At 36.1% G+C, this 23,829-nt stretch carries 21 protein-coding genes; 6 read left to right on the forward strand and 15 right to left on the reverse strand.

The window, feature by feature from the left end; all coding sequences use genetic code 11:
• Positions 1–220 precede the first annotated feature (220 nt).
• Entirely contained in the window at positions 221–1,732 is a 1,512-nt protein-coding gene (locus F6K27_RS16565) for an FAD-dependent oxidoreductase (protein ID WP_287277565.1), read from the forward strand.
• A gap of 674 nt (positions 1,733–2,406) precedes the next feature.
• Here F6K27_RS16565 and F6K27_RS16570 read toward each other — a convergent pair.
• Positions 2,407–2,781 (reverse strand): hypothetical protein, encoded by a 375-nt coding sequence (locus F6K27_RS16570; protein WP_287277566.1) that lies wholly within the window; start codon positions 2,779–2,781, stop codon positions 2,407–2,409.
• Positions 2,782–3,390: 609 nt separating this feature from the next.
• Between F6K27_RS16570 and F6K27_RS16575 the strand changes: the two genes are divergently transcribed.
• The gene (locus tag F6K27_RS16575) at positions 3,391–4,248 is read left to right on the forward strand and encodes an alpha/beta fold hydrolase (RefSeq protein WP_287277568.1); all 858 of its coding nucleotides are present in this window, start codon (positions 3,391–3,393) and stop codon (positions 4,246–4,248) included.
• 306 nt (positions 4,249–4,554) lie between these two features.
• On the opposite strand, the gene ilvC is transcribed toward F6K27_RS16575, so the two are convergent.
• Entirely contained in the window at positions 4,555–5,553 is a 999-nt protein-coding gene (ilvC, locus tag F6K27_RS16580; RefSeq protein WP_124147135.1) for a ketol-acid reductoisomerase, read from the reverse strand.
• A gap of 658 nt (positions 5,554–6,211) precedes the next feature.
• The gene (locus F6K27_RS16585) at positions 6,212–6,733 is read right to left on the reverse strand and encodes a pentapeptide repeat-containing protein (RefSeq protein ID WP_124147134.1); all 522 of its coding nucleotides are present in this window, start codon (positions 6,731–6,733) and stop codon (positions 6,212–6,214) included.
• A gap of 211 nt (positions 6,734–6,944) precedes the next feature.
• On the opposite strand from F6K27_RS16585, the gene F6K27_RS16590 reads away from it, so the two are divergent.
• Positions 6,945–8,474, forward strand: a complete 1,530-nt coding sequence (locus F6K27_RS16590) for a SagB/ThcOx family dehydrogenase (protein ID WP_287277569.1) — start codon at positions 6,945–6,947, stop codon at positions 8,472–8,474.
• 374 nt (positions 8,475–8,848) lie between these two features.
• Here the strand turns inward: F6K27_RS16590 and F6K27_RS16595 are convergent, their stop codons facing one another.
• The 5 genes from F6K27_RS16595 to F6K27_RS16615 all read right to left on the reverse strand — a co-directional run bounded on the left by F6K27_RS16595 (position 8,849) and on the right by F6K27_RS16615 (position 13,091).
• Positions 8,849–9,028, reverse strand: a complete 180-nt coding sequence (locus F6K27_RS16595) for a hypothetical protein (RefSeq protein ID WP_124154484.1) — start codon at positions 9,026–9,028, stop codon at positions 8,849–8,851.
• A 279-nt stretch (positions 9,029–9,307) separates the two neighbouring features.
• Entirely contained in the window at positions 9,308–10,090 is a 783-nt protein-coding gene (locus F6K27_RS16600) for an ABC transporter permease (RefSeq protein WP_124154485.1), read from the reverse strand.
• A 594-nt stretch (positions 10,091–10,684) separates the two neighbouring features.
• A complete protein-coding gene (locus tag F6K27_RS16605; protein WP_287277570.1) occupies positions 10,685–11,350 on the reverse strand; it encodes a 2OG-Fe dioxygenase family protein in 666 nt (221 codons plus the stop codon).
• Positions 11,351–11,883: 533 nt separating this feature from the next.
• A complete protein-coding gene (locus tag F6K27_RS16610) occupies positions 11,884–12,645 on the reverse strand; it encodes an HpcH/HpaI aldolase/citrate lyase family protein (RefSeq protein WP_287277598.1) in 762 nt (253 codons plus the stop codon).
• A 305-nt stretch (positions 12,646–12,950) separates the two neighbouring features.
• Positions 12,951–13,091, reverse strand: a complete 141-nt coding sequence (locus F6K27_RS16615; protein WP_287244331.1) for a hypothetical protein — start codon at positions 13,089–13,091, stop codon at positions 12,951–12,953.
• A 411-nt stretch (positions 13,092–13,502) separates the two neighbouring features.
• Between F6K27_RS16615 and F6K27_RS16620 the strand changes: the two genes are divergently transcribed.
• Entirely contained in the window at positions 13,503–14,231 is a 729-nt protein-coding gene (locus F6K27_RS16620) for a hypothetical protein (protein WP_287277571.1), read from the forward strand.
• A 167-nt stretch (positions 14,232–14,398) separates the two neighbouring features.
• Here the strand turns inward: F6K27_RS16620 and F6K27_RS16625 are convergent, their stop codons facing one another.
• From F6K27_RS16625 to F6K27_RS16645, 5 genes are all read right to left on the reverse strand, one after another.
• Positions 14,399–15,088, reverse strand: a complete 690-nt coding sequence (locus F6K27_RS16625) for a Uma2 family endonuclease (protein WP_287277572.1) — start codon at positions 15,086–15,088, stop codon at positions 14,399–14,401.
• Between the two features lie 165 nt (positions 15,089–15,253).
• The gene (locus F6K27_RS16630) at positions 15,254–15,415 is read right to left on the reverse strand and encodes a hypothetical protein (RefSeq protein WP_287277574.1); all 162 of its coding nucleotides are present in this window, start codon (positions 15,413–15,415) and stop codon (positions 15,254–15,256) included.
• Positions 15,416–15,507: 92 nt separating this feature from the next.
• Complete coding sequence (locus F6K27_RS16635; RefSeq protein ID WP_287277575.1) at positions 15,508–15,960, reverse strand: PIN domain-containing protein; 453 nt, start codon at positions 15,958–15,960, stop codon at positions 15,508–15,510.
• Positions 15,961–15,997: 37 nt separating this feature from the next.
• Entirely contained in the window at positions 15,998–16,237 is a 240-nt protein-coding gene (locus tag F6K27_RS16640) for a hypothetical protein (RefSeq protein WP_287277576.1), read from the reverse strand.
• Positions 16,238–16,427: 190 nt separating this feature from the next.
• The gene (locus tag F6K27_RS16645; protein ID WP_287277578.1) at positions 16,428–17,960 is read right to left on the reverse strand and encodes a glycoside hydrolase family 10 protein; all 1,533 of its coding nucleotides are present in this window, start codon (positions 17,958–17,960) and stop codon (positions 16,428–16,430) included.
• A 459-nt stretch (positions 17,961–18,419) separates the two neighbouring features.
• On the opposite strand from F6K27_RS16645, the gene F6K27_RS16650 reads away from it, so the two are divergent.
• Positions 18,420–20,576 carry a HEAT repeat domain-containing protein gene (locus F6K27_RS16650; RefSeq protein ID WP_287277579.1) on the forward strand — a complete coding sequence of 719 codons (2,157 nt, stop codon included), beginning with the start codon at positions 18,420–18,422 and terminating at the stop codon, positions 20,574–20,576.
• A 39-nt stretch (positions 20,577–20,615) separates the two neighbouring features.
• On the opposite strand, the gene F6K27_RS16655 is transcribed toward F6K27_RS16650, so the two are convergent.
• On the reverse strand, positions 20,616–20,843 hold the full coding sequence (locus tag F6K27_RS16655; protein WP_287284521.1) for a hypothetical protein: 228 nt from the start codon (positions 20,841–20,843) through the stop codon (positions 20,616–20,618).
• 35 nt (positions 20,844–20,878) lie between these two features.
• Here F6K27_RS16655 and F6K27_RS16660 point away from each other — a divergent pair, with 35 nt between their 5' ends.
• Positions 20,879–22,732 carry a pentapeptide repeat-containing protein gene (locus tag F6K27_RS16660; RefSeq protein ID WP_287277581.1) on the forward strand — a complete coding sequence of 618 codons (1,854 nt, stop codon included), beginning with the start codon at positions 20,879–20,881 and terminating at the stop codon, positions 22,730–22,732.
• 52 nt (positions 22,733–22,784) lie between these two features.
• Here F6K27_RS16660 and F6K27_RS16665 read toward each other — a convergent pair whose 3' ends face one another.
• A complete protein-coding gene (locus F6K27_RS16665; RefSeq protein WP_287277582.1) occupies positions 22,785–23,813 on the reverse strand; it encodes a CHAT domain-containing protein in 1,029 nt (342 codons plus the stop codon).
• Between the last annotated feature and the right edge of the window lie 16 nt (positions 23,814–23,829).

Here is a 23,829-nt window from a genome sequence, read left to right on the forward strand (position 1 = left end):
ACGCATCCTTAAAACTTTAACCTTTAGCGATCGCCTAATTTATGAAAAATACAGCTCATACAGTTACTTTTATGTTACATTATCAATATTTATGTAATATGTAAAGATGCCAGCGCTCATTGCTATATTATGTCCGTTTGAATAGTTAGAAATAACGAGGGGGGAGTCATCAGAGAAAGTTTTTTTTCGCTAATTATCCAGACATAATATTACTACTACTATGACAAAAATTCAAGCTTCTCAAATCGAATATGTCGATGCAATAATTATCGGTGGTGGCATTGCCGGAATTTCTATTGCTGAATTTCTCGCCCGCCATAGTCATCTGTCCATCAAAGTATTAGAAAGCGCCTCACAATTAGGAACATTTGCTTCGGGTAAACTCGAAGGTTGGTTTCATACTGGCGCACTTTACTCAGGACATGACGATGCTCAGACTTTTATCAATTGTGTAAATAGTTTAGAGGATGCAATTAATCTATATAGTTCCTACTTTACCGAACAATGTAATATTGCGCTGACAGAAACAAAACCCTATTTTTTCACTCCCGCAGTTATCCCTAAACTCAACGGTTGGTTTAACGATCGCCCTGTATATTTAATTCATCCCGGAACAAATTCTCCCGAAATTAGTCTCTCTGGTCTCAAGAGCGACTCGGTACAAATGGAAATTCAGCGTAACCGAGTCTTGGGTAGATTAGAAACTGCTTATGGTCAACAACATAATTGGTATCAGAATGGAAATTGTCTAGCACCAATTTATGCACAGGTCGAAGCTTATGAAGGTTTAAATTGTTCGTTGCGTCACTCAACGGAAACTATAGATAACCTTTGTCATAGATTTGATAAATCTTACGGTCTAGAAAAGTCAAACTATGAAATTATCAGAACATTAGATTCCTCTATGAATACCAGTGCAATAATCAAAGACTTGGTTGCCAGCGCTCTCACTCAAGGGGTGACATTCGAGACTGGAGTAGTTATTGATAAACTATTAATAGACCGCTACGGCCCAATTCAAATCAAAAGTATTTTGTGTCGGACACAACAAGGTTTTCCCAAACGCCTAAAAGCAAAGTTATTTATCTTTGCGGTAGGAAAAGGTTTTGAGCCGTTTTTGTCTGATTTACAAGTACGGGCAAAACTCAAACGTAGTCGTAGTGCTATGGTGGTAGCTCAACCTGCCTTAACTGATACAAATTTTGTGCGGATGTCTACTAAGAAGAAATTTCATTTTAATCATTTTGTGCATACCTGTGAAATTGGAGCAGAAAAATTTGTTTACTCAATGTTAGCTGATTCTAGTTATACTAACGACGACCTGATAAATCAAGGAGATGAAGATGAAGTTGATATTGAGCCAATTTTGGAGTCCGCAGAACGATATTTTGGCAAAGATCGACTTTATAACCGTAACCTCTTTAGTTATGAATGTGTGAAAACAGAATTTATTAGTCAGGAAGAGCAAAAACGCCGTTATAGTTATTGGATAGAATCAAATCCTCACAGTAATTATTTGTGTGTGTTGCCTGGCAAATTTTCGTTTTTCCCAACTGTGGCATTCCAGGTCTATCAACGTATTAAAACTTTAATTAATTTTGATGAGTCTGTACCAAAATCAACCTTTACACCAGATATTAAAGTAATTGAAGAGGCAAACAAGTTAGTAGCTGACTGCTATCCAATGAAAATTATTACTGAAGCTAGAAACTGTTCAACAATTAATAATTAATAATTAGGGTTTGCGCTCATAAGTCTTATGGGTGAGGGTAGGATACAGGAGACAACCCACCCCAAACCCCTCCCAGGAGGGGAATACAGGAGACAGGATAAATGAGTACTTAGAGGAGGTAGGAGTAAGAATTGTAAGAATGATTTTTCTGCCCAACTATGCGCTTAAAATACGCTCCTTTTTGGGCGTGAAGAGCTGAAAACCAGGCACTTTTTTTGATACCAAAAAGGCTAAAACCTTTATCTGTAAATACTTTTAGATTTAATCAGCAAGCCCTAATTAATAATTAATAATTAAATAATTCGCGCCTTGAAGCCTCCCCTTTTAAGGGTAAAAAAGCGGTCGTTAGCGGAGCTTCCCGTAGGGTGGGATGGCGAGGTCTCCGACTTCCGAAGTGCCAGGTATCGTTGAGAAAAAAAGAGAAGGCTAAACTTCTCTCTCTTCTTGTTTTTAGCCTTTGGTCTTTCTTTTGCTGCCTAGCATTAAACCGCTAAGTGTGATAAAACCAAAAATTAGGGTGGGTTCGGGTGTTGAGGCAACCATACCTCCTGGGGATTTAGGAGTAAACTTGGCGAATGGCACCTGCGGCACCGCAGAGACGCCGGTCACAAAGAAAACCGAGGACGGTCTGTCTACGTCTGGTCTGTTATCTCGGTCTCCTGCTACAGACACCCCTACCAGGTCGCCAAAATACTGAAACTCAAAAGGTATAGCGAAGCTGTCAGCGGTGCCCCCCAAGTGAAGCCAATAAACTCCGAATCTCCCAGGACATGCACGATTGCGCTTGCTGCGCTTGAAGCTGAAGCACCGCCAAAGAAGTCAAAAGTCCCATCATAGATATCGTTGTAAGTTCCAAAAAGAAATTCTACATTAAAAAACTCACCATCGACCTCTAAATCCAATATAGACTCGACTGCTCCGTCGTCGCCTCTTACTAATTCAAATGCAGATGCACTTGGCGGTGCGAACAGGTAGGCAGAGGAAGCTAGTAGGGCTGTGCTTGCGCTAGCAATAGTAGTAAAGACTGTGTTTGATAGGATTTTCTTCATTTTCTTATTTGCCTGGTTTTTTTTACCTTACATATGTCATTTTATTCTCTCCCCCTAGTGTCAAGAGCATTTCGCCAACTTCATTAAATCTTCATTATACTATCCGTACCTACGTATATTCACGATAACATTTTTAAATCTTCATTAATCTGCGCGTACCTACGTAAAATCAACGGAATATTCATTAATCTGCGCGTACCTACGTAAAATCACGCTTATGTTGCTAGCATCTTGTCTTCATAACTCCTAGGAAGGCAGTTATATCATGTCCGGTTGAATAGTTATAAATAAACGACGGAGGAGTCAACCCACCCCAAAGTTTTAAGGATGTGTGTTTAGGTATTGAAAATTTACAGTTTATAATTTAAGAAACTTCTATCTTCAAATATAGATAACCTTTGTGGTAGATTTGATAAATCTTACGGTCTAGAAAAGTAATATCATGTCCGGTTGAATGGTTATTGTATAGTTGGGAGTAGGGGAGTAGGGGAGTAGGGGAGTAGGGGAAATTAAAGGCTTGAAGTAATTATAGAAATTATCAACTATCAACATATACTATACAACCGGATTCTATATTAAACTTTGAAAGTCTCTAAAATTTGAAACAAGATGTTAGCTAAAATCAGAGATACAGAAATCTATTTTGATGTTGAAGGTGCTGCCCTAGTGCCAGATGGGGAAAGGATGCGAGAAAAACCTGTGGCTTTTGTAATTCATGGGGGACCTGGTGCAGACCATACTTCCTATAAACCTACCTTTTCTCCTTTGAGTCAAAAATTACAATTAGTGTATTTTGACCACAGGGGGCAAGGGCGATCGGCGAGGGGACCAAAAGAAACTTATACCCTCGAAAATAATGTAGAAGATATGGAAGCATTGCGCCAATATTTAGGGTTAGAAAAAATTGTGATTATTGGTACTTCTTATGGAGGAATGGTTGCCCTGAGTTATGCAGTCAGTTATCCAGAAAATGTTCAATCTTTAATTGTTATTGCTACTGCTGGCAGTTCTAGGTTTTTGGAACTAGCAAAAGTTAATTTAGCCAAAAAAGGAACAAAAGAACAACAAGCGATCGCTCAATTTTTATGGGATGGTCAATTTGAGAATGAAGCTCAACTGCAAGAATATTTTCAAGTAATGATGCCCATGTATTCATTAACTTATCAACCAGAAACATCGGGAAAAAGTTGGAACAGAACTATTTTATCTCCCGATGCTATTAATGTTGCGTTTGGTGGTTTTTTACGTTCTTATAATGTGCTTGAGCAGTTACATAAAATTACTGCTCCCACTTTAATCATGGCAGGAAAACATGATTGGATTTGTCCTCCAGAATTGTCAGAAGAAATCGCTAAAGCTATTCCCCATGCTAATTTAAAAATCTTTGAAAATAGCGGTCATTTAATCAGAGTTGATGAACCAGAAGCGCTTCTCGATGCAATCATTGGCTTTTTGGTTTACAAGTAATACTAAATTTGGTGCGCGAAGAGAAATTTATTGTGAAGGTAAGGCAGAAGGCAGAGGGCAGAAGGCAGAAGGGTTAGAAGGATTTGGACAAATTAGTTTTTCATAACCGGATTTAATATTATATCAAACCCGGTAGCATTGGTATAATTATATTTAGGAGTCAGAAGTTCTTCATTTAAGACTAAAAAAATTGGCGTTGGTGAAAAGAGGTATGATATCATGTCCGGGTAAGAGCGCGAACAAAAAACTTTCTCCTTTTCCTCCTCTTCTTTCTTCCCTTCTGACTCCTGACTCCTGACTCCTTCTTTAACCGTGTTTTTTGAGCCAGCTAAACATAGCACGCAAGTCTTTACCCACTTCTTCAACAGGGTGTTCTGCTTCTTGACGACGCATGGCAGTAAATACAGGTTTGCCTGTTTGGTTTTCCATGACAAACTCGCGGGCAAATTGACCAGATTGAATTTCGCTTAAGATTTTCCGCATCTCGGCACGAGTTTGGTCATTAACGATCCGAGGACCGCGAGTATAGTCACCAAATTCAGCAGTATTGGAGATACTGTCCCGCATCTTTGCCAGACCACCTTCAACAACGAGATCCACAATTAGTTTAACTTCGTGCATACATTCAAAGTAAGCTAATTCTGGCTGATAACCTGCATTTACTAGAGTTTCAAACCCAGCTTTAATTAATCCACTCAGACCACCACAGAGAACTACTTGTTCGCCAAAGAGGTCAGTTTCAGTTTCTTCCCGGAAGCTGGTCTCGAGAATACCTGCACGAGTGCCACCAATACCTTTAGCATAAGCCATAGCGCGATCGCGTGCTTGACCAGAAGCATCTTGGAAGATGGCAAATAGACAGGGTACTCCTTCTCCTTGTTCATAAGTCCGTCTGACCAAATGTCCTGGCCCTTTGGGAGCAACCATGACCACATCTACGTTTGGCGGTGGAAGAATTTGACCAAAATGAATATTAAAGCCGTGGGCAAAAGCTAGAATTTTTCCTTCTGCGAGATTAGGCTCAATTTCGTTTTTATAGACGGTTTTCTGCACTTCGTCTGGCAAAAGAATCATAATTAGGTCTGCTATTTCGGTAGCTTTGTCTACTGGGTAAACATCTAAACCTGCTTCTTTTGCTTTGTGGGCAGACTTACTACCTGGATATAGTCCTACAATTACTTTTAAGCCACTATCTTTGAGATTTAGGGCGTGAGCATGACCCTGAGAACCATAACCAACGATGGCAATAGTTTTGTTGTTGAAGATGTCCAGGTTAGCATCGGTATCGTAGTACATTTTGGCCATTATTTTGTCTCCTGTCAGCAACTATATATTATTTATGCAAAACTTCTATTATATCAAATATCGGTAAAATTTTCTACTCTACATTCTATAAAGAGGCAATAGGGAACAGGGAACAGGGAACAGGGAACAGGGGAAACCCACCCCTCGCCCCTCCCCCTCCCAGGAGGGGAGTAATTGATAATTTATGGATAAGAATTGATTTTATTTTTGATTTTTACCGAATAATTAAGGTTTAAAGCCTCTTCTTTAAAGGAGAAACAAGCGGTCGTTAGCGTAGCTTCCCGTAGGGTGGGATGGTGAGGAAAACTGTACCATATCCAATCGACCAAGAGAGAAAAAATTTTCATTATTAGTCAATCCTATCCGTTTTCAAGGAGAGGTAATTGTTAATTATTAATTATGGCTTACCGATCTAATCTAAAAGTATTTACAGATAAAGGTAAGTGCCTTTTTGGTGCTTTTAAAAAGTGCCTGGTTTTCAGCTCTTCACGCTCAAAAAGGAGCGTATTTTAGGCCAGAGTTGGGCAGAAAAATTATTCTTACAATTCTTACTCCTACCTCCTAGTTCATTCCCATTTCTCCTGTCTCCTGTCTCCTGTCTCCTCCCCTCACCCAATAAGACTTTTTCAGCAAACCCTAATTATTAATTATTAATTATTTAATACCCATCAGGTCCAATAGTTGTGTCGTTGTGTTCTGCCATAGATAAATCAACTTTTTTAGCTCGAAATAAATTACACCATCCCAATTTAGCATTATCTAATTTTGCCTTCTCTAGATTAGCTTTTCTTAAATCTGCATGGCTTAAATCTGTGTCTGTGAGGTCTGCATTATATAAATTTGCACCTTGTAAATTGGCTCGATTCAAATTTGCACCACTCAGAATAGCATTACGCAAATTAGCTCTCGATAGATTTCCCTGCGAAATATTGGTATTAGATAAATTAGCTTGATAAAGTTTAATATCTCCCATTTCCACTTCTTGCAAATTACATCCTTTAAGATTAGCTTGATTCAAATTTGCATAAGGCATATAAGCTTTTGTTAAATCACAACCTTTTAAATTAATTCCTTCTAAATCAGCCTCAAATAATTCAATATTACTCAAATCAATGTCACAAAATTCTCTTTGACCCTCCGCGTATCTTGCCAGTAATTCCTCTGCACTCATTTTCTCCATCTTAATATTTTTATAACTACTTGATTAGCAGTTGATAATTATTATTTATGTGTTAAATTATGAGTATTTATACTCGGTTTTTTTTATTAAGCTTAATATTAAGATTGCCTTATAAAAATTACTGCGATTCTAATCCTTTTTTAAGATTTGTAAAATTTTTATTCAGAAATGTCAAAATCATAACTATACCTAATAAAACCTAACAAGAATTATGACAGAAGTTAAACAATCCATCGCTCAACACTACCATGAACGGACAAAATACGACCCAGAAACAATAGCAAGTAAGAATCACCAACTAGACTGGGAAAAACAACCAATACCATTCAAAGAATATAAAGTCGGGACAACTATTGACCTCAAACCCTATCTTCAAGAACAAATTGATCAAGAAAAAGATTTAGGAGAAGGAGAAAGACTATCTAATTTATTTTTATGTAGCTATGGCTTAACTGGTAAAGTGGCAACAATTATGGGAAATCATTACTTAAGAGCTGCTCCCTCTGCTGGAGGTTTGTATCCTGCGGAGGTTTATTTAATTTCCCGTGGCACACCTCTATTACCTGCCGGACTATATAATTATCAGGCCAAAACTCATTCCTTACTCAGATTTTGGGATAATAGAATCTGGCCAGAATTGCAAGATGCTTGTTTTTGGCATCCAGCTTTAGAAAATACAAAATTAGCGATCGCCATAACTACTATTTTCTATCGCTCTGCTTGGCGTTATGAAGACCGAGCATATAGAAGAATATTTTTAGATACAGGTCATTTACTAGGTAATATTGAATTAGCTTCTGCTTTCACCAACTATCGACCTCATCTAATTGGTGGGTTTACCGATGAAGCAATAAATCAAATGCTTTATCTAGATACTCAAGAAGAACAGGCGATCGCTATTATCGCTCTGGCAGACCTACTAGATATTGAACAAAATCTCTCACAATGGGAAAGTGCTTTACCTTCTAGCACTCAAACAGATTACCCTATGATTCCAGATGGTGAACTGCTAAAATATTTACATCAAGCTGCCCACATCAACTCAAATTCTCCAAAAGTGCCTAATTGGAAAACAAGAGAAACTCCTGAATACTCAGAAGACAAATACAACTTTCCATTCTGTACAAAAGTCTCCACTGTCACTCCCTCTATCTCATGGGGCAAAGACTTAAGAGCTTTAAGAAAAACAATTCTCAAAAGACGCTCTACTCGGGAATATACAGGGGAACCAATTGCTTTAAAGGAACTATTAGCAGCATTAGATTTTACTTATCAACCCGATCATTATATTAATCAAGGCTTAGATCGTAACCCTGATTATTTTGACCTGAGTTTAATCGAAACATTTATTGCTGTTTCAGGAGTAGATGGTTTAGAAGAGGGTTGTTATTATTATGCTCCAGTTGCTCAAGAGTTACGGCAAATTAGGTTTAAAAATTTCCGACAAGAGCTACATTTTCTGTGCTTGGGTCAAGAGTTAGGGAGAGATGCTGCTGTTGTGCTATTTCATACCGCCGACCTCAAAAAAGCTGTAGCAAAATATGGCGATCGCGTTTACCGTTACCTCCATGCAGATGCAGGCCATCTTGGGCAAAGGCTAAATTTAGCAGCTATTTATCTTAATTTAGGTGTTAGTGGTATCGGTGGTTTCTTTGACGATTATGTGAATGAAGTTTTAGGTATTCCTGTAGATGAAGCCGTTGTGTATATTTCTACCTTAGGCCAAGCGCGATCACAATAATAGGATTGGGTAGCATAATTATAGCGATTTTCACAAAGGTAGACTACAGACAAAATATAAGTATGTTTTAAGTTTAATAAGTTACAGATATGACAGCTGTATTCTATGTTAATGAAAACCGCTATAAAAAAGTTTGACTGTGCTACCTTTCTATAATAGACTTGTCGCTTTATGACTTAAAAAATCCCCAAAAACCTTGTTCTGTAAGGATTCTAGATATTAGAAATTAAAAATCCTTAGAATTATTGCTCTGTCTAGGTTGGAGCGATTTTTCCCTCTATTTAGCGACAACTCTAATGAAATCAAATATGGTAGACATCTAATCTTTCTACTGCTTCGGCAGCAACAAAAGTATCTTGAGGTATTTCTTGGAGTCAATCTATAGCTTCTTGCCATACCTCCGGTGGATGAGGAGGGAGTGGTTGATATTTAACCATATTCTTAGCTTGAATATTTAGTTTTTGAGCTTCTTTGAAATCTTTTTCTTCAGGAGAAACAATTACTATTCTTTGACTAGCTTGTAGAGCATAGACAACTATACTTACTTCTATCATTAGAATAGATAATAATAAGATGATCAGAGGTTTCTGTGAAAATTTTGTTTCTTCAGAAAGTTGTTCTTCCTGCTGTTGCTGTTGTTCTATTTCTTGTAGTAACTATTCAGAATCTAAACTTTCCTCAAGTTCACTTAAAAGTTGATTTGGTTCCATTGCTAAATTAAGTACCTGTGGAAGATTAATTTAACATTTAGAAGTAAAGAAGAGGGGGCAGAAAATATATCTCAGTATATATATCTCAGTATAAATATACAAATAATTTTGCCCACCTACTTATTAACTAGAAGCACTTGTATAGTAGCGCAAAGCCAGCCGCCAAAATCCAATAGAAGCAAATAATAACCCACTTGCCAAAATAAAAGAAACTATTATCCAAGTTCCTCCAATTCTACCTAAGATTGCTTGAGTTGGAATTGTTGTTAAAAATGCAACTGGTACTAGAAAAGTAAAAAAGAAACGATAAGCATTGGGATAGGCACCCATTGGGTATCTTCCTGCTTCTAATAGGCCTTTGAGGACTTCTGTCACATTATAAATTTTGACGAACCAAATACTTGTTGAACCCAAAATAAACCACAGACTATAAAGAGTAATTATCCCACAGACTAGGGGTACTAAACTAAACAAATAATTATCTATTCCTAAGCCTAATTTACTACCAGCATATTCCAATAACAGAATACCAAAAATTACATCTGGTATTCCCCAAGGAGAAATTGTACGAGTAGAAAGCCAAAATTGACTACTGATAGGTTTTAGTAGTACAAAATCTAGAGTACCTTCTTGTACTTGTGTGACAATGCGATTCAGATTTGGAGTCAAAAAAATAGCAGATATACCCTGTAAAATAGTAAAAATTGCTAAGACAATTAAAGCTTCTTCCCAATTCCAAGCATCAAATTTATAGCCTGTTCTATAAAATAAAAATAACCCAAATAAGCTACCTAATAAATTCCCTAAACTGCTGATTGCTGCTATAACAAAATTGAAGCGGTATTCTAATTCAGCAGCGATCGCTGTCCCCCAAAATAATTTTAATATTTGTAGGTATCGTTCCATTTTTATTTGATTTCATCAGAAAATTTACATCTTTAAAAATTATACAGCAATCCTATTTCAGTTGTAGGTAAAAATATCTTTGAATTTAGGGAAGAGGAAACAGGCAACAGGAGTAAAAGTTTCAGAGTTTTTATATATCCTTAGATTTTTTACAAAAGATTTTTGATTGCTATATCAAAATAATGTTTAGTTTATGCCAATTATATGTGAGACTGCACAAAATTATGAAATTTATTCACTTGTCTTGTTGATCTATATTTACAGTCAACTCTAATTCAAATATTATTCTATGCAACTTTATATGAATTTGATATTAATCTCCTTTTTTTCAAGAAGGTGATTCGGGAGTTTTAGCAATTATTGAGTTAGAGTTAAATCTGCATTCTAATTGATGTATAGCAGGTAAGGGTGGGGTATTAAATTTAATAGTGGAGGAGTGAAACAGTGAGATTTATTTTTTCCTAATTCCCCTCCAATTCAGGAAAAGGTAATTCTGAAAAATAATAAGTTTAATTTCCTCTTATCTAGCAACAAGTCTACAGACAACTTATCAAAAGTAAAAATCTCTATCTTTAGTCCTTATTTCTCTCTTCTTCAATGAATCAAACTTGGAGAAGTCAGAACAAATACATCTCGATATCCTGCTTCTTCAGTTACAGGTTTAATCGGAGTTGTAAAGTGGAAAAATTCATGGTCATTTACCAATAATAAATCCCCAGGATTGAGAATTTTACTAAATACTGGCTTTTCTTTTCTAGCAGTATAAAGATGAGTTGCACCGCCTTGAATATTATGTCTATTTACTGCAAATATGCCAATAAAATCTGTTCCGTCTCTGTGGATACCTTCTGGTGCTGGATTACCTGAATTCTTAGGGGAACAAATCGTTCTAATTTGATGTACTCCAATTTCTGCTTCTGGATGTATTTTGCAGGAATCGCAGAAGGCTAATATCATTTTTTTAAAGTTATCTAAGGCGATAAGTCTGTCGTCTATTTCGGCAAATTCTCTTTTAATATCTCCTACGATAGGATTATAATCTTTGCTTTGGAAAAGACAACCGTGAGGTTGCTTAATTAACTCTTCCCCTGAAATAATAAAACGAGAAAGTCTTCTATAACGATAGTTACCTTTTATGTATGGATCGACAGGAAGGTCAGCAAAAAACTCTTCAAAACCTTCCATACTAATTGAGTTTACCTTTTTGTAGGTAAACATAAAAGCGTAATCTAAATTAATTGATTCTAAGACTTTTTCCATAGATATTTCTCCCTATTTTCATAGAGTAAAAATTGAGTTTTATATTGTTTATATTTTTAGTATAGCTCAGGTTTCTGAGAAGTGTTGCTAAGTATTATACAAAGCATTAATTTTTTTTAAAAAATGTGGCGTTGGTGAAGGGCATGTATGATATTAATCTTAATTATTTAGGAGTCAGGAGTCAGGAGTCAGGAGGAAAGAAAGAAGAATAAAGAGGAATAGAAGGAGAAAGTTTTTTGTTTGCTCTCTTATCCGGACAAGACATCATACCTCAAATTACCAACGCCAACAAGTCTAATACTAATTGAATAAATGTTGGCTAAAAATAGCTAGGCTATTTATTAGGAGTCAGGAGTCAGGAGTCAGGAGTCAGAATGAATCGTTTTTATACTATTTAGTCAAAGGAACATTTCCTGTAAAATCTTTTAGTCACTCCAATTATTGATAACATTCTTAGATTAACTTTTTCCCTCTTCCCTCTTCCTTCTTCCTTCTTCCTTCTTCCCTCTTCCTTCTTTCTTCCAGAGTAAAAATTAACCTCTTACAGCTCTGACCAAACCTTGACAACCTTGTAAGAAAATACTCACATCTATACCCAATCCAATATACTGAACTCCACAGTCAATCCATTTTTTAGCAGTTTCAGGATTATTAGTAAAAGTACCGACAGTTTTACCAGCATTCCGGATAATTTCTACTGCTTTCTGCATTAATTCAACAACTCGAATATCATCCACCTCTCCAGGAATACCTAAAGATTGAGATAAATCATAAGGACCGAGAAAAATCACATCAATATGAGGAACTGTAACAATTTCTCTCAGATTTTCAATGCCTTTTGTACCTTCTACATGAACTACAACTAAAGATTCTGCATTTAATTTATCGGTTATATTACTACCTGCTGAAGTATAAACTCCCGCACGAGTTCCGAATGATAAACCACGGCAACCAATGGGATTATATTTTGCACTTTGCACTACTATTTCTGCGTCAGTTATTGTTTCTATTTGTGGTACTTGTACACCCGCACTACCAATATCAAGAGCGCGTTGAATTTGTGCAGCATCATTTTTGCTGACTCTAACAATAGGTGCAATACCTACACAGTCAGCAGCACGACAAAGGTCTTCTGCTACTAGGATATTTAAAGGTCCGTGTTCGAGGTCGATCACTGCGAAATCAAATCCTGCTATACCACAAATTTCTATAAATGCAGGGTAGGCGCAATTCATAAAAGGTCCGAGTACAGTTTCGCCGTTTTTGAGTTTTTGTTTGAGTTGATTTTTTTGCATGGTTGATAAATATATAGAAAAGAGGTAATAGGGAATAGTAGTGGGAGCATCTTGCTCCCGTTCCTGGTATTTCTTATTCCTGTATACCATTACTATGTAAAACTACCAACAATATTACTAGAGAGTTTGGAGACCAAACCCCTACCAAGAATTTTAAATTTTTGGAATAATGCTTATAGAACCCATTTGAGATCTATATAATTATGGTGGTCAAGTCTTTTCGCGCATCAATTTTGACCGAAAATCTTGGTGTTGGTGTGTTGAATTTTTTGTATTATTTCTCCCCACATCTTCCCTCTTCCCTCTTACCTCCTGTCTCCTGACTCCTTGCTTTTTGTATTATTTCTCCCCACATCTTCCCTCTTACCTCCTGTCTCCTGTCTCCTGTCTCCTGTCTCCTGACTCCTTGCTAAATTTATGAAGATACGATCAGGGGTTCTATACATTATCCGGGTTAATTCCTCTTTCCTTGAGCATTTCTGCTGGTCTGTCTGTACGTTGTTTTTCCTGAATAGTTTTGTAGAATGAGCATCTTGCCTTTTAGTTATTTTATCCTGAACAAACACTCAGCTCTTGGTATTAACAGTTAAAGAGATGATTTTTTCCTAGGAGTAACATTCTTATATCATGTCCGGATAATTAGTGATCAAAAAAACTTTCTCCTTCTTTCTCCTTCTTCTTCTTCTTTCTACCCTCCTGTCTCCAGTATAGCTGTCTCCTGACTCCTTCGTCGTTTATTTATAACTGTTCAACCGGACATGATATTAGTCGGGTATTCAGGGCGATCGCTTTGGATGACCTTTAAATTTTTACCTCTTGATTTACTAACGCCCAAATTTAAACTTTAGGTGCAACTGATGACTACTTCACAAAATCCAAACAATCAAAACACTCAAGCAAATCAAAAAAATTTCTTGCACAGATTTATTGAATCTTTCCGTAGAAATAGTACGGTATTTGTTGTTGCTACTATTGTTAGTATTATGATTTCTATCATAGGATTTGTTGTTGATTTTGTAGAATTTCAAGCAATTATCCATCCTCCAATAGATATTAGCAATTATAAATCGGGGTCGGTTTTGGTCAAAATCACAGGATGGTCAGAAACATCTTATAATTTTGCTGAACAAGATGGAACAGATGGACTCAGAGCTTTTTTTGTTCAGAGATTAAAAGGAAAATCTGAACAAACTTCTATGATTTATACAGACCATCAACCTACGGATCGAATGCTAAATAAAGGTGTATCTCCAGAGAAAGATATTAGTGTTCTTAAAAATGTAGACTACGAAGGCACAATTCCTGATATTACCAAACCCATATCAAAAAGAAATTCTCAAACGCTTCTTGCACGACTTATTCAGGCCAGTAGAAATGAAGAACCTGTTTGTCTTTTTGTTTATGGTATACGTGATAATGAAAAGTCTCAATTCTTGAATATTATAGACTTTAAAACAGTGAATCAAAATTTTCAAGATGAATATAATACTCTTATAAAGGAAGAAAATCTACATAGGAAACAAGATAAATTAGTTAAGTTAACTGGGGATGCTTGCTCTGGTCTTGGTAAACCCTTATTTGGGTAATTATCAAAATATCAGTCCTTGGTTGATAGATGTTTTTGACTCTCGAATATGAGCTTTCGTTAATCAGCAGAAACCTGGTTTTTTAACAACCATTAATATTTTGAGTGAATAAAGAAAATAGGGAACAGGGGAGTCTGGGGTTTTGGAGACCAAACCTACCAGGAATTTTAATCCGGGTTAATTCCTTTTTCCCTGAGCATTTCTGCTAGTCTGTCTGCACGTTGCTTTTCTTGGTCTAATTGTTGTTGTATTTGCTCTGCACGTTGCTTTTCTTGTTCCCTAAGTCGGTCTAATTCTACAGGGGTGAGAAACTTGTTTCCATCTGGTCGATATATTTCTAAGGTTTCTGCTGTAAGTTCAAAGCGAATACCTAGACAGGGACTCACCCAACTATTAATTTCTGCAATTGCTTCTAAACTCTGCCCTACTCTGGTTGAACCGACAAAATCATTTTCATCCGGGTCATATATATAATATTCCTCAACTCCATACTGTTGATAAAAAAGTAATTTTCTGGTCATTTCCTGGGGGCGGTTGCCTGGTGACAAAATTTCAAATACGACTTGGGGAGGAATATTATTTTCTTCCCACTGTTTATATGAACCCCTGTCTCCTTTTAGTCTACCAAAAACAACCATCACATCAGGTGCTTGGCGAATTTTGTTATTTCCTTCCACGGGATACCACAGAAAATCTCCAGCAACAAAAATATCTGCTACTTCAGCGAATAATATTTCTAGGTTTTCTTTTATGGTAACTATCCAGCGAAATTGTTTCGTATTATCTGCCATTGGTTGACCGTCGCTATCGGGGTAAATGATTTTTGATTTAGTATCAGTAGTTAGTTGTTGTATCATATTGTTTAAAGCAATTTGAAGGAGTAGAGGAAAACGGTTGATATTATTATGATATAACACTAATTTGGTAGATGTTTGCTACAAAAGGTAGGAATGTTGAATACGACATCCATTTCAATGGTGCGTTACAACAGATTTTTGCCACCCACAGTCTAAATTTTAGCCCTACAAATTTTGCTGTTTCTCATCATCCTTTTCTACTAATTGAACTAGCTTTTCCAAAGCACCATAAACTCTTGGCAGATTATCTATAGTAAAATTCCCAGAATCTTTGATAAAATTGTCTGCCACAACCTTGCCAAACTGCCATAAATTACCATCTGTCACTATTCCATATACTCCCCTGAAAAAATTATCATTTAGTAGGAGAAGATGCTCAATAATAGATTTATTGAACTTGTCAAGAAGCCACTTATAACTTAAAAATACTTATTAACAAAAGCTTCAGGAGTTAGACACTCAAACTCTCCAGTTTTTTCTGCAATAGCCTTAACTAATTTATAGTTAGCCGACACAAAACATTGAGCTTTAGCTGTTTTAGCAGTTAAATAAACTCCTGCATCCTCTCTAGGAATATTACCTGAATTTGTAATTATGTCTAGTTCATTTTCATCCAGTAGAACATAACATACTTGAAAATCCTGCCAAATTTTATCGACTATTTCTCCACTCCAATCTTTATTTTTTAGACGTTTTGCCACTCGCAAAATTTCTGCAAGTAATATTTCCGAAATTACAACTTCAATTAATGAAGATTTTTTCATACCTAAACCAGCCCATTGAAGACATCTAAATTCATTACTTTCTGGAGCAGCGAAACCAATAATATAAACATTAGTGTCGAAAAATATACGACTTGGAGAAATAGTCATTTTTCTTTATTTCAAAGTATTATCAAATTTAATAAAGTTAGTGATGTTCTTGTGAAATTTCCTGTCTCACTTCTCGCACTAAATTCACTATATCCTCTCTTGATTTATATCCTGCCTCTGCTAAATCTTTAGCAAATTCTGATTGTAAATTTTCTATAGGCATTAAAGAATATCGAGCAGCTTTATTTTTCCTAAGTTCAACTATCATTTTTTCAATTAAAATAATTTGTTCAGAAACAGGAAGCTGTTTGGCTAAATTAAACACTTGTTCTAACATAATAATATTGTCTCCGTGAAAAATAATAACCCTGTAGGGACGTTCCATGCAACGTCCCTACTTTTTTAAGGGGAATTTAGGGGAATCGTCAATGTACTTCATCTTTATGAGAAATGCTATACATAGAATTTAGAATTAGTAAATTTACCTCATTTTCTAAATTCTAAATTCTAAATTCTAAATTCGGAAGCTACTGCACCGTTACCACTTCTTCTACACTTTCATTTGCCAAGCGATCGACTGCTCGTAAAGCATAAGTTCCTGGCGTAACTCTCACCGCATTAGTAGCAGAATTTAATACTTGTACAAGTGACCATTGATTACCATTTTGCTGATACAATGCCCAAGAACGAACATCTCCAGTATTATCAGCACTCCAACTAATAACATCAGAATTAACTTGTATTCCTGTAGGTGGTGCGGGAGGTTGGTTATCTAACCACGGCATCGCCGGAGGTAATGCTGGAGTTGGATAAACTGAACTTTTGAACACATTATTCACACCTGCCACATTATCTCGAAACATCTTCATGCTAAAAAAGATATTTCCTAAAGAAAGTTGACTTGCTCTCTGACGAGAAATAGCAACTTGTCTCTCAAACTCAGATACTGACCAACCTGCACCTTGCAACTGACTTAAATAGTTTCCCGCATAAATATGACGACGTTGTGGGTTTTGTTGTAACCACCAATTTAACAAAACTGGATAACTTTGTTGAGGGGGATCGATTCGCCAATAAAGTTGGGGTGCTAAATAATCTACCCAACCCTTCTCCATCCATAATTTCACGTCAGCATATAAACTTTCATATTGATCTAACCCGACAATACCAGGAGGGTTCCCTGGGCGATAAATGCCAAATGGACTAATGCCAAATTTTACATAAGGTTTCTCAGCGTGAATACCTTGGTAAAGACGTTGCACCATATTATTCACATTTTGTCGTCGCCAGTTAGATAGAGAGAGAGTACCACCGGATGCTTTGTATGCGTTATAGGTTTGGTAGTCGGGGAACTCTTGTCCTCCTTTAGGGTAGGGGTAGAAATAGTCGTCAAAGTGAATGGCATCAACGTCATAACGACGGACTACATCCATAATGGTGTTGAAAGTTTGGTCTTGAATAACTTTCGCCCCTGGGTCCATCCAAATGTTGTTGCCGTATCTATAAGCATATTGGGGATATTTGACTGCCATGTGATTTCCAGCAAAGGAACCATCATTGGGACTAAGTTGAGCGCGGTATGGGTTAAACCAAGCATGGAGTTCGATATTGCGTTTATGACTTTCGGCGATCGCAAATTCTAGTGGATCGTAATATGGTTGTGGTGGGGTTCCCTGTTTGCCTGTCATCCAACCACTCCAGGGTTCGATCGGAGAATCATAGAGAGCGTCTCCATTGGGTCGAACTTGCAAGACTAAAGCATTAAGGTTAAGTTCTTGCATCCGGTTGAGGATGTTGAGTAATTCTGATTTTTGTTGCGCAACAGATAGACCACGTTGGGATGGCCAGTCAATATTGGCAACGGATGCTACCCATACTCCTCGAAATTCTCTGGGGGAAAAGGAGGAGGGTTGTTGAGCAGTGGCGGTTGGTAGATAGGTGTAGATTTGAGTGAGGGTTAGTCCAAATATTATTAGGCAAGTCCAGAGTAGATATTTGGGTCGAAAGCGAATATTTTGAGGGATATTAATTTTGGAAAATAGTTTGCTGATTAAGTTCATTTTTGGACAATTTGGATAATTGGCGTTGTTGAATGGTAATAATTTTTAGATTAAGTATCAACGCAAAACATAAGTTTTTCAATTTTATCTTCAGCTACTTACCATTACATTTCAGCAAGGCAGGATAATTTAACTTTATAGTAAATCTAATTCTCCTTAAAAGGAGAGACTTTCAACCTTTGGGAATTAATTATCAATTTTATTATTTGTTAATATTCTTTAAATTTTTTGAAGTTATAGCTGATTTATCAAGTAAATATTAAGAGGATGAATTCTTTACTATACTTAGGCTTTGCGATTTATCGTTCAGTCAGACCCAAATTACTAAAAGCTAGGTAATATAAGACTTTTCCAGGGTCATGCTGTGCAAACAGCTAAGTTTACAAATTAGCTCTTAGTACAACTGTAGTTTTTTATGGGTTAGGATGGTGGAGAAAATACTAAATAAATAATTTTCAGATGGATACTTTAATAAAAATAGGAAGTCGAGGGGAAGAGGTTAAAAAGCTTCAAGAACAATTAAATAACTGGGGATTTCCAGTCGGGAAAGTAGATGGAATATTTTGCCCTGAAACTCGTGCTGCAGTTATTCGTTTTCAGGAATATCATAATTTAAAGCCAGATGGTATTGTTGGTCCAGAAACAAATAAAATTTTGTTAACACCTCCTAATGTTCAAGCTTTAATTAACGTCATAATAGATACTGGTACGAGTAGTGATATTCGTAGTAGTGTAATTTACGCATTAGGAGACATACAATCAAAAGAGGCGGTTCAACCTTTAATTAATATTATCACAACTGATACAGATACTGATGTTCGTAGTAGTGCAATTGAAGTGTTAGTAAACATAGAATCAAAAGAGGCGGTTCAACCTTTAATTAATATCATCACAACTGATACAGATAGTGATGTTCGTAGTAGTGCAATTCAAGCATTAGGAAGGATAGAATCAAAAGAGGCGGTTCAACCTTTAATTAACATCATCACAACTGATAGAGATAGTTTTTTTCGTTTTATAGCAATTGAAGCATTAGGAAGGATAAAATCAAAAGAGGCAGTTCAACCTTTAATTAACATCATCAAAGATACTGATACGGATAGTTCTGTTCTTATATTGGCAATTTACGCACTAGGAAACATAGAATCAAAAGAGGCTATTCAAGCTTTAATTAACGTTGTTCAACCTTTAATTAATATTATCACAAATACTGGTGAACATATTCATGTTCGTAAGAGTGCAATTGAAGTGTTAGGAAACATAGAATCAAAAGAAGCTGTTCAAGCTTTAATTAATATTATCACAAATACTGGTGAACATATTCATGTTCGTAGTAGTGCAATTGTAGTATTAGGAAGGATAGAATCAAAAGAGGCTATTGAATCTTTAATTAACATCATTGATACTGATACTAATAGCGATATTCGTAGTATTGCAATTGACGCATTAGGAAGGATAGAATCAAAAGAGGCGGTTCCACCTTTAATTAAAATTGTCACAGATACTGATACTGATGTTTTTGTTCGTAGTAGTGCAATTGACGCATTAGGAAGGATAGAATCAAAAGAGGCGGTTCCACCTTTAATTAAAATTGTCACAGATACTGATACTGATGTTTTTGTTCGTAGTAGTGCAATTAGAGCATTAGGAAACATACAGTCAAAAGAGGCGGTTCCACCTTTAATTAATATCATTACAAATACTGGTGAGGATATTGATGTTCTTTGTAGTGCAATTGAAGTGTTAGTAAACATAGAATCAAAAGAGGCGGTTCCACCTTTAATTAATATCATTACAAATACTGGTGAGGATATTGATGTTCTTTGTAGTGCAATTAGAGCATTAGGAAACATACAGTCAAAAGAGGCGGTTCCACCTTTAATTAACATCATCACAGATACTGATACTGATGTTCGTAGTAGTGCAATTAGAGCATTAGGAAACATACAGTCAAAAGAGGCGGTTCCACCTTTAATTAACATCATTACAGATACTGATACTGATGTTTTTGTTCGTCGTAGTGCAATTGACGCATTAGGAAACATACAATCAAAAGAGGCGGTTCCACCTTTAATTAATATCATTACAAATACTGATACTGATGTTTTTGTTCGTCATAGTGCAATTGACGCATTAGGAAACATACAATCAAAAGAGGCGGTTCCACCTTTAATTAACATCATCACAGATACTGGTGAGGATATTGATGTTCTTTGTAGTGCAATTGAAGTATTAGGAAACATACAATCAAAAGAGGCGGTTCCACCTTTAATTAACATCATTACAGATACTGATACTAATAGTTCTCTTCTAGAGATAGCAATTAGAGCATTAGGAAACATACAGTCAAAAGAGGCGGTTCCACCTTTAATTAACATCATTACAGATACTGATACTAATAGTTCTCTTCTAGAGATAGCAATTAGAGCATTAGGAAACATACAATCAAAAGAGGCTATTGAATCTTTAATTAACATCATCACAGATACTAATACGGATAGATATGTTCGTAGGATTGCAATTGAGGCATTACTAGGAATAGAGCCTGAGCAGTATCAGCCTTATTCCATTACACATTGGACAAATCTATTGAGCAATAGGATCAGAAATAGGTAAAGCTTTATCATTTTCTTTGTGGGTTTAATACCCCACCGTCTACACGGTGTTCAAAATTACTTGGGGTGAGAATCCATAAGTAATTTTCCTCCTGTCTCCTGTCTCCTGTCTCCTGTCTCCTTCTTCAAGACTTTTTACGGTTTCGTACCATGAAAGTAGCGATTGCAAATAAAGTCGCTTTTTACTATAATTATAGTCACCTCTATTACTGTGTTTCTGGCTTTTCCAGACACAGATAATGCCAGATCCAATTAATTGTACTAGCACTTTTTATTAGTATTAATATACTGTATTTCCAAAAAATGTTTAAAGATTTCCCACAGCAAAACTTGCAAGGTGGTACTGTCAAAAGTCAAGATAATGCTAATTTTAGCCATAGCAAGATTCAGGGACGAAACTTTTCTCAAGCTATGCTTGTTAGTGGAAATTTTCGTTATGCCCAAGCTGGGCTAAAAATAAGTTGGTTGCTGATTTTAGGAACAATTTTATTATTTTTAGCAATGCTAGGTGGATTTATCTGTGGCTATGCAGGAGCTTTTATAGGTAGTATATTGAAATGGAAAGGTCTAACTTGGATGGGACTATTATTAGTCCTTGGTTTTGCATTAATTTTATTCTTGGGTTTTATTTTCATCACTATTTATAGAGGTATAGGTACAGCTTTATGGCTTTTTACTATAATTGTACTCACCTCTATTGCTATGTTTATGGCTCTTCCAGGCACAGATGATGCCGGAGCTGATGCCAGAGCAGACGCAATTTTACTAGCATTTTGTATTGGTATTAATATTTCAGGGGTATTGTTAGAGGCAATTGCGATCGCAGTGATGAGAATTTCATTCCCAAACAGAATGTTATTATTATTGATTCAATTTGTAACTCTAGCTACAGCAATACTGGGAATAATAGCAGCGACTCAGGAAGAGAATAAAAATTTGCTCTACACTTCATCTGTTGTCAAAATTTTGGCCATTGCAATTCCTGCCACGATAACTTTGCTCGCTCTAAGTCTTTTTATTGGTTGCCGTGCTGTGGTTGGCGATCGCAAATACGCTTTGATTAGAAATATTGCAATTATTCTATGTAGCTATGGAGGAACTAGCTTTTACGAAGCAAATTTAACTGATGCCAACTTCTCTGGTGCCAGTCTCAAAAACACTAATTTGAGAAAAGCTATTCTCACCCGCACTTGTTGGTTAAATGCTAAACACCTAGACAAAGCTAGAGTTGAAGGAACCTACTTAGAAAATAAAATAATTCGTCAATTGGTTGTAACAGGTAACGGACGAGATCAGAACTTTGACAATTTAGACTTACGGGGATGTAACTTACGATACGCTGACTTAACTGATGCTAGTTTCATTGGTACAAAGTTGAGCGAAGCTACTTTAGAAGGGGCAAACTTAACAAGAGCAAAACTTGTGAAAGCTCAACTGTACGGTACTAACCTAACAAATGCAATACTAACAGGTGCTTGTATTCAGGATTGGGCAATTTCCCTGGATACCCAATTTGAGGGGATTAAATGCGATTATGTTTATATGCGCTTAGAAACAAAAGAAGACCGCGACCCTTGGCGCAAACCAGACAACCGCAATGAGATTTTTAAAGATGGAGACTTTAGCAGTTTTATCGCCCCTATTATCAAAACTAAACAACTTTATCAAACTCAAAATGTAGACCCACGGGAAGTAGCAGAAAATTATTCAATTTTAGATATATTTCACCATGAAGGAGTAGACCCCAGTGCCGCAGCAATAGCTTTTCAAAGATTAATCGAAAAATATCCAGAATCAGGATTACAAGTTCTTTCAATTGAAGGGCGAGGTAATGAAATAGTTCACTTTCAAGCACAAGTTACTGATGATGTTGACCGCTCATTTCTCAGTCAAGAATATAATGAAATTTATCATCAAATAAAATCAGGAAGTTATCCAGATTTATTAGCACTTTTAGCTGGAGTAGCGGAAAAAGACAAACATATTATTGAGCTGAGAAATTTATTAGAAACAGCCTTAAAGCAGAACAAATTTTATGTCGAAACCTATCAAGAAACCCGGAATATTGAAGTCCAGAAAGGTGATTATCGAGAGACTTCTGTTAACGATCGAGGGAGTTATGTTGAAGGGGATACTCATCATAACTCCCCAGAGTAGGAATGGGAAATAAACTAGCAACCTTTGTGTGAGAATTTGTTTTTTATTTGCCTTAATTTTTGGTATTTTTCCACTCTTCCAAAGCACCAATCACAAAACTTGCTGCCGGATGATTTAAAGTGTACTCAAAAACACTCATACCACCAGCTTTTAATGCACTAAAAACCCGATTCATTAAAGCAGGATTAGTTTCAATTTTCTCAATTACTTCCCCTGCTATTTTCATATTTCCAGTCATTGTATTAGTAGGGTTATTTTGACTTAGTTGTTCCAGCAATTGTTGAATTTCATTAGCAGCATCAGCCAGGTTTTGTTTTTCTGCGGAATTATTATAGTAATCTCCTTCAACATAACTTCCTTGGTCATTAATAGTTGTCTCACGATAATCACCAGTTCCAATTTGTATATTACGTTCGCCAGTCATTGTTTTATCTCCTTTATTAGAAGTATTAAAATCAGATTTATTACGAGGTATAAAAGTCGCAGTTTTAGGAGTTGAATTTTCCCTATTTTTATCATACCACCGAGGAATTAACTCTTGATGTATTCCTGCAATCATAATAGCATTATATCCTAACTGATAAGCAAAATTATAAGTTTGTCCAGCTCCCAAAGCATCATAAAAAGCCACAGCAAATTCAATTGCAGCTCTATCATTTATAGCCTGACTCATACCAATCACATAATTAATATATTTAACTATTTCTTGAGCTTGATATTCTGAATAACAAGCATTCAGAACAACACATTCTACCTGTTCCGAAAATAATTGAAAAAGTCCGGCAAGAGCTTCAGTATCAACTAATTTTTGAGACCCAGTTTCATCCTCAAAAACTAAACCATCATGGCCTGCTCCATGTCCGCTAAAATGAACAATATTCGGTTGATAATCTAAAATAGCTCTACGAATATCTCTATATCGAGTAGCTTCCGCAGATTCAATTAAAAATAAATCTCTAGAAGGCGATCGCCTCAATCCTTCTTTTATTTCTCGCATTTCTTCATCTAACCTTAAAGAACTTGTACTTTTAGGATTAGCTGATAAAATTAATATTTTCCGATAAGTAGTATTATTATTCATAAACTAATACCTCTTG

Source organism: Okeania sp. SIO2F5 (assembly GCF_010692685.1).
GTDB lineage: Bacteria > Cyanobacteriota > Cyanobacteriia > Cyanobacteriales > Microcoleaceae > Okeania > Okeania hirsuta.

What these genes read in the sequence shown, in the direction of transcription:
- F6K27_RS16565 (WP_287277565.1), top strand. Translation starts at nt 221, where the DNA reads ATGACAAAAATTCAAGCTTCTCAAATCGAATATGTCGATGCAATAATT.
- F6K27_RS16570 (WP_287277566.1), bottom strand. Translation starts at nt 2,781, where the DNA reads ATGAAGAAAATCCTATCAAACACAGTCTTTACTACTATTGCTAGCGCA.
- F6K27_RS16575 (WP_287277568.1), top strand. Translation starts at nt 3,391, where the DNA reads ATGTTAGCTAAAATCAGAGATACAGAAATCTATTTTGATGTTGAAGGT.
- ilvC (WP_124147135.1), bottom strand. Translation starts at nt 5,553, where the DNA reads ATGGCCAAAATGTACTACGATACCGATGCTAACCTGGACATCTTCAAC.
- F6K27_RS16585 (WP_124147134.1), bottom strand. Translation starts at nt 6,733, where the DNA reads ATGGAGAAAATGAGTGCAGAGGAATTACTGGCAAGATACGCGGAGGGT.
- F6K27_RS16590 (WP_287277569.1), top strand. Translation starts at nt 6,945, where the DNA reads ATGACAGAAGTTAAACAATCCATCGCTCAACACTACCATGAACGGACA.
- F6K27_RS16595 (WP_124154484.1), bottom strand. Translation starts at nt 9,028, where the DNA reads ATGATAGAAGTAAGTATAGTTGTCTATGCTCTACAAGCTAGTCAAAGA.
- F6K27_RS16600 (WP_124154485.1), bottom strand. Translation starts at nt 10,090, where the DNA reads ATGGAACGATACCTACAAATATTAAAATTATTTTGGGGGACAGCGATC.
- F6K27_RS16605 (WP_287277570.1), bottom strand. Translation starts at nt 11,350, where the DNA reads ATGGAAAAAGTCTTAGAATCAATTAATTTAGATTACGCTTTTATGTTT.
- F6K27_RS16610 (WP_287277598.1), bottom strand. Translation starts at nt 12,645, where the DNA reads ATGCAAAAAAATCAACTCAAACAAAAACTCAAAAACGGCGAAACTGTA.
- F6K27_RS16615 (WP_287244331.1), bottom strand. Translation starts at nt 13,091, where the DNA reads ATGTATAGAACCCCTGATCGTATCTTCATAAATTTAGCAAGGAGTCAG.
- F6K27_RS16620 (WP_287277571.1), top strand. Translation starts at nt 13,503, where the DNA reads ATGACTACTTCACAAAATCCAAACAATCAAAACACTCAAGCAAATCAA.
- F6K27_RS16625 (WP_287277572.1), bottom strand. Translation starts at nt 15,088, where the DNA reads ATGATACAACAACTAACTACTGATACTAAATCAAAAATCATTTACCCC.
- F6K27_RS16635 (WP_287277575.1), bottom strand. Translation starts at nt 15,960, where the DNA reads ATGACTATTTCTCCAAGTCGTATATTTTTCGACACTAATGTTTATATT.
- F6K27_RS16640 (WP_287277576.1), bottom strand. Translation starts at nt 16,237, where the DNA reads ATGTTAGAACAAGTGTTTAATTTAGCCAAACAGCTTCCTGTTTCTGAA.
- F6K27_RS16645 (WP_287277578.1), bottom strand. Translation starts at nt 17,960, where the DNA reads ATGAACTTAATCAGCAAACTATTTTCCAAAATTAATATCCCTCAAAAT.
- F6K27_RS16650 (WP_287277579.1), top strand. Translation starts at nt 18,420, where the DNA reads ATGGATACTTTAATAAAAATAGGAAGTCGAGGGGAAGAGGTTAAAAAG.
- F6K27_RS16660 (WP_287277581.1), top strand. Translation starts at nt 20,879, where the DNA reads ATGTTTAAAGATTTCCCACAGCAAAACTTGCAAGGTGGTACTGTCAAA.
- F6K27_RS16665 (WP_287277582.1), bottom strand. Translation starts at nt 23,813, where the DNA reads ATGAATAATAATACTACTTATCGGAAAATATTAATTTTATCAGCTAAT.